Raw genomic sequence first — 4,297 nt, forward strand, 5'->3', positions numbered from 1 at the left:
TGAAGGCCCCGAACGACGGTCCGTTTCTGAGCGGTACGGCTGGCGCGAGATGAGACGCCGCCAGTCCTCCCGCCGGATCACCAGAACGGGAAGACATATGACGGCAACGCTGGCCGCACCCCTGGACGACAGCAACTGGTTCAAGAGCAGCTTCAGCGGCAATGCGAACGCGTGCGTTGAAGTCCGGTTTGCGGAGGGTGGCATTCAGCTGCGGGACAACAAGGAGAGCGACAGCCTGGTGCTGACGTTCAGTGCCGCCGAGTGGGACGCGTTCCTTCTGGGAGCGTTCAACGGCGAGTTCACCATCCACTGACCGACACACTCCACGCTCACAACGAGATCAAGGGGTGGGGCTACCCGGTCGGGTAGCCCCACCCGCATGTCCGTCAGCTGCGGCGGGAGCCGTAACAAGCCGAATGTCGAACAGTGCCATGTCCGGGCGTGCCACAGGCCACTACGCTCCGACACCAAAGGAGCGGGCCGAGGCCGTTCACAGATCCGAGGGGGCGGACGTGACACGTGACCAGCCGGACGGCGCTGCGCCGGGGCGGATGGGGGACACGCACTCGCAGTTGTCCGGGCGTGCCGGGAATGTCGTGCAGGCGGGTGCCGTCAGCGGGGGAGTGCACTTCCACCACAGCGAGGTTCCTGAAGCTCAGGTGCCGCGTCAATTACCGCGGGATGTGTGGGGCTTCGTCGGCCGCGCCCAGGACCTAACCGACCTCGACGCGGTGTTGCAGCAAGGCGGCCAAGATCCGGGGCCGCCGGCGATCGTCGCGATCGCCGGCACCGGCGGCGTGGGCAAGACGTCGCTCGCGGTGCATTGGGCCCATCGCATTCGCGGCCGCTTCCCCCATGGCCAGCTCTACGTCAACCTCCGCGGCTACGGACCCGAGGCACCCGTAGGGCCGGCCGATGCCCTCGAACGCTTCCTGCGGGCTCTGAGTGTCCCTGTGGAGTCNCTACGTCAACCTCCGCGGCTACGGACCCGAGGCACCCGTAGGGCCGGCCGATGCCCTCGAACGCTTCCTGCGGGCTCTGAGTGTCCCTGTGGAGTCGATCCCGTCCGATCTGGAGGACCGCTCAGCCCTCTACCGCTCCCTCGTCGCCGAACGCCGCATCCTGGTGGTGCTGGACAACGCCGCCACGGCAGGACAGATCCGCCCGCTGCTTCCCGGCGGGGCCGGCTGCCTTGTCATCGTCACCAGCCGCTCCCGACTGCCCAGCCTCATCGCACGGGACGGAGCCCACCGCCTCAACCTCGAACCCTTCTCACCCCACGAAGCCATCAGACTGGTACAGGCCACCACCGACGGCTACCGCGCAGCCGACAGCCCAGACGAACTCGCCGAACTCACCCGCGCCTGCGCCCACTTGCCCCTGGCTGTTCGTATAGCTGCCGAGCGTGCCGCAAGCCGCCCTCACCTCAGCCTGCGCGACCTCATCGATGATCTCCACAACGAGTCCATGTTGTGGGAGGCCCTCTCCAGCGACGACGGCGACGAAGCCGACTCCGTCCGCGCCGTCTTCACCTGGTCCTACCGCGTCCTGCCTACACAAGCTGCCCGGCTCTTCCGCCTCCTGGGCCTGCACCCCGGCCCGGAATTCAGCGCCGACGCAGCCGCCGCCCTCAGCGGCCAACCCACCAAGACCGTCAAAGCCCTGCTCGACCTACTCGTCGGCGCCCACCTGCTGGAACAGCTCACACCCGACCGCTACCAGTACCACGACCTCCTGCGCGTCTACGCCGCCGACCAAGCCCACCAAGAAGAATCCCCCGAACAGCAATGCCAAGCCATCCACCGGGTCCTTACCTGGTACCTCCACACAGCAGCCGCAGCCGCCGCAGCCTTCACCAACATCCACGCGCCGATCACCTTGGAGACCCTCGAGAACACGGTCACGCCCCTGGCGTTCCCTGACCACACCTCCGCATTGCGCTGGCACCAAGCTGAGCAGGGAAACCTTCTGGCCATCACGCGTACTGCGGCAGAGAGCGGCCATGCCAGCATCGCCTGGCAGTTCCCAGCTGTCCTGCACAACCTCCACAACCACCTCCCTGCCTTTGACGACTGGTTCGCTATGGGCGACCTGGGCCTCTATACAGCGCGGCAGCAAGGGGACAAGGCTGGGGAAGCCTTGATGCTGGCAACCTTGGGAACCGCTTACCGCAAGGCCGGTCGCACGCAGGAGGCTATGGAGCACCTCCGGGCCACCGTGGACCTGTGCCGTGCAAGCGACGATCATCAACGCGGACTTCAGGCCAGCAATCAGCTGGGACTACTCCATCTCCAACAACGCCAGCTCGACCAGGCTCTTGTCCGATTCGAAGAGGTCAGAGAGCTTGCGCGCCACGTCAGCGCGCCCATCTGGCATGCGGTGGCGACAGGCAATCTCGCCACCGTCTACGTCGAACTCGACGAGTTGGGAAAGGCCAACGATTTCGCCCAAGAGGCCCTAGACACCCATCAAGCTCTCGAACACGACCTCAGCAACCACATCCAACCATTGCTCGACCTCAGCAGGGGGCATCTCGGCCTTGGCCAACCCGAGCACGCTCTCGCCCTTGCTCAGGAAGCCCTCGCTCTCGCACATGAACGAGAGGACTCCATCTTCCAGGGCTACATTTTGCTCGATGTCGGGCACGCCCAGTGCGCCAATGGGCAGCACGCTGAAGCACTTGAGTCCTACCAGCACAGCGCAGCGCTGCACCGTCAGCTTCGTGACCGTGCCCGTGAGGCTCAGGCGCTGGATGCGATCGGCGAGACGTACCAGGAACTCGACCGTTTCGAGGAGGCTGCCGACTTCCACCGGACGGCGGCCGCCATGCTCCGGACTCTCGACAACCGATGGCACCTGGCGCTGGCCCTCGAACATCTCGCAGACGCGCTTGCTCCAACGGATGAGGAGCAAAGCCGCCGGCACCGTGAAGAGGCCGCCTCACTCGTCGAGCAGTACAACGATCCGAAGGCTCTTGCGATGCGCGAGCGCCTCGCCAGCGCTTTGCACAACACGTGCAGCTAACGCGGCATGGCGGCCTGTCGGTCACCGTCCAGGGCCGGCTGGCCGCGCAGTCTCTCGCCCACGAGTGCCGCGCCACCGCACTGCGCGCGCTCGCCTCCGGCCCCGAGGCTGCGTCCGAGGCCTGCAGCGCGGACGCGGTGCAGATCCTGCGCCGTCACCTGCACCCCTCCGCCGAGGCGGCCGAACAGGCCGCCCACCAGGCGGCGCAGGAAGCCCGCCACCGCGTCGCCGAGCACCTGCTGACCCAGCGAGCAACGCCTGGCTCGCCTCCCACACCCCGGCGCCAGCGGAATCCGACGACCGGGCCACGGTCTACGAGGCCGGCGCCGCCCAGGTCCGCGCCGCCGCTGCCGCCCACGCCGAGCAGGACGGCCCCGTCGAGCAGAACGCGGGCGTCCGTCCGGGCAGGAACCTGCTGGTGCGCCCGGAGCCCGACGAGTTGAAGGCTGCCGCGGAGGCGGAGGAGACCGCGCGGCTGCGGGCACAGATCGCTGCGCAAATGCCGGGCCTGGCTGCGTGGACCGCCGCCCACCACGGAGTCACCTACGACATGCCCGCCCGCCCCCTGGCCGGGTCGGACTCGTGTTTGTTTTAGGGAGTTCCGTCGCCTGTCCCACGAGCCGCTGGTTGGGTACCAATATCGGGCAAGGGCAGCGGCCGTTGGACAGTTGCCGGTACTGCCGGCGCAGGGGCGGAGGGGTGACATCCGGTAGATGTGACGCCTCTGGTCCGTTCAGCGATTCCCGGGAACAGGCCGTGGAGGCGCTCATGGCCGGCGTGGAGGCGTGCTACATCTGCAGCCCGGAGACCGAACTCGGCCTCTGGCATTGTGCCAGCCTCGGTGGTGTAGCCAAGGTCGGCCGGGCGGCGCAGCGCCGCGTATACGCGGGTCCGGACGCCCGGCTCTCCGGGCACGCGCGGCACGCGGGCGACTTTGGAGGTCATCCACAGCGCATCCAGGTCCGTTATCGCGGCCTGGGCTGTTGCCTCATCAGCGGCGGTGATGTCGATCACCAGCAGGCCAGGTTCGCCAAGGTGCTGCTCGTCGATTCGTTCGTCCATGTCTCCACCCACGACGCGGTGGCCGGCCGCAGTTCGCCGTCGCCTGCAGCACCACCCCTGTGGGTGACCGGGGGCAGCAGATCCTGACATGTGAGTGTGCGGGCGCATAGCGGCCGCGATGAGCACCGATCCCGGGGGCGGGTGAGGTAGCTGAGGAGGAGCGCGGACGGCTCGCTTCCCGTCCATCCTCGCGGGGCCGGTGCCTTGACAC

4 protein-coding genes and 2 pseudogenes are annotated in these 4,297 nt (G+C 67.6%); 4 read left to right on the forward strand and 2 right to left on the reverse strand.

Annotated elements, in window-relative coordinates:
• Both ACO1BR_RS43800 and ACO1BR_RS43805 read left to right on the forward strand, forming a co-directional pair.
• On the forward strand, positions 1-313 hold a 313-nt coding region (locus tag ACO1BR_RS43800), incomplete at its 5' end, for a DUF397 domain-containing protein (protein ID WP_426800703.1).
• 737 nt (positions 314-1,050) lie between these two features.
• Positions 1,051-3,024 carry a tetratricopeptide repeat protein gene (locus ACO1BR_RS43805; RefSeq protein WP_426800704.1) on the forward strand — a complete coding sequence of 658 codons (1,974 nt, stop codon included), beginning with the start codon at positions 1,051-1,053 and terminating at the stop codon, positions 3,022-3,024.
• On the opposite strand, the gene ACO1BR_RS43810 is transcribed toward ACO1BR_RS43805, so the two are convergent.
• Complete coding sequence (locus ACO1BR_RS43810) at positions 3,021-3,260, reverse strand: hypothetical protein (RefSeq protein ID WP_426800705.1); 240 nt, start codon at positions 3,258-3,260, stop codon at positions 3,021-3,023. The genes ACO1BR_RS43805 and ACO1BR_RS43810 overlap by 4 nt on opposite strands.
• A gap of 182 nt (positions 3,261-3,442) precedes the next feature.
• Between ACO1BR_RS43810 and ACO1BR_RS43815 the strand changes: the two genes are divergently transcribed.
• Both ACO1BR_RS43815 and ACO1BR_RS43820 read left to right on the forward strand, forming a co-directional pair.
• A complete protein-coding gene (locus ACO1BR_RS43815) occupies positions 3,443-3,619 on the forward strand; it encodes a hypothetical protein (protein WP_426800706.1) in 177 nt (58 codons plus the stop codon).
• Between the two features lie 104 nt (positions 3,620-3,723).
• Positions 3,724-3,831: pseudogene (locus ACO1BR_RS43820) on the forward strand (hypothetical protein); the annotation flags it as partial.
• A 114-nt stretch (positions 3,832-3,945) separates the two neighbouring features.
• On the opposite strand, the pseudogene ACO1BR_RS43825 reads toward ACO1BR_RS43820, so the two are convergent.
• Positions 3,946-4,272: pseudogene (locus ACO1BR_RS43825) on the reverse strand (DUF6207 family protein); the annotation flags it as partial.
• Positions 4,273-4,297 lie beyond the last annotated feature (25 nt).

Origin of the sequence: Streptomyces sp. YGL11-2, from assembly GCF_050054615.1 — a bacterium.
Lineage (GTDB): Bacteria > Actinomycetota > Actinomycetes > Streptomycetales > Streptomycetaceae > Streptomyces.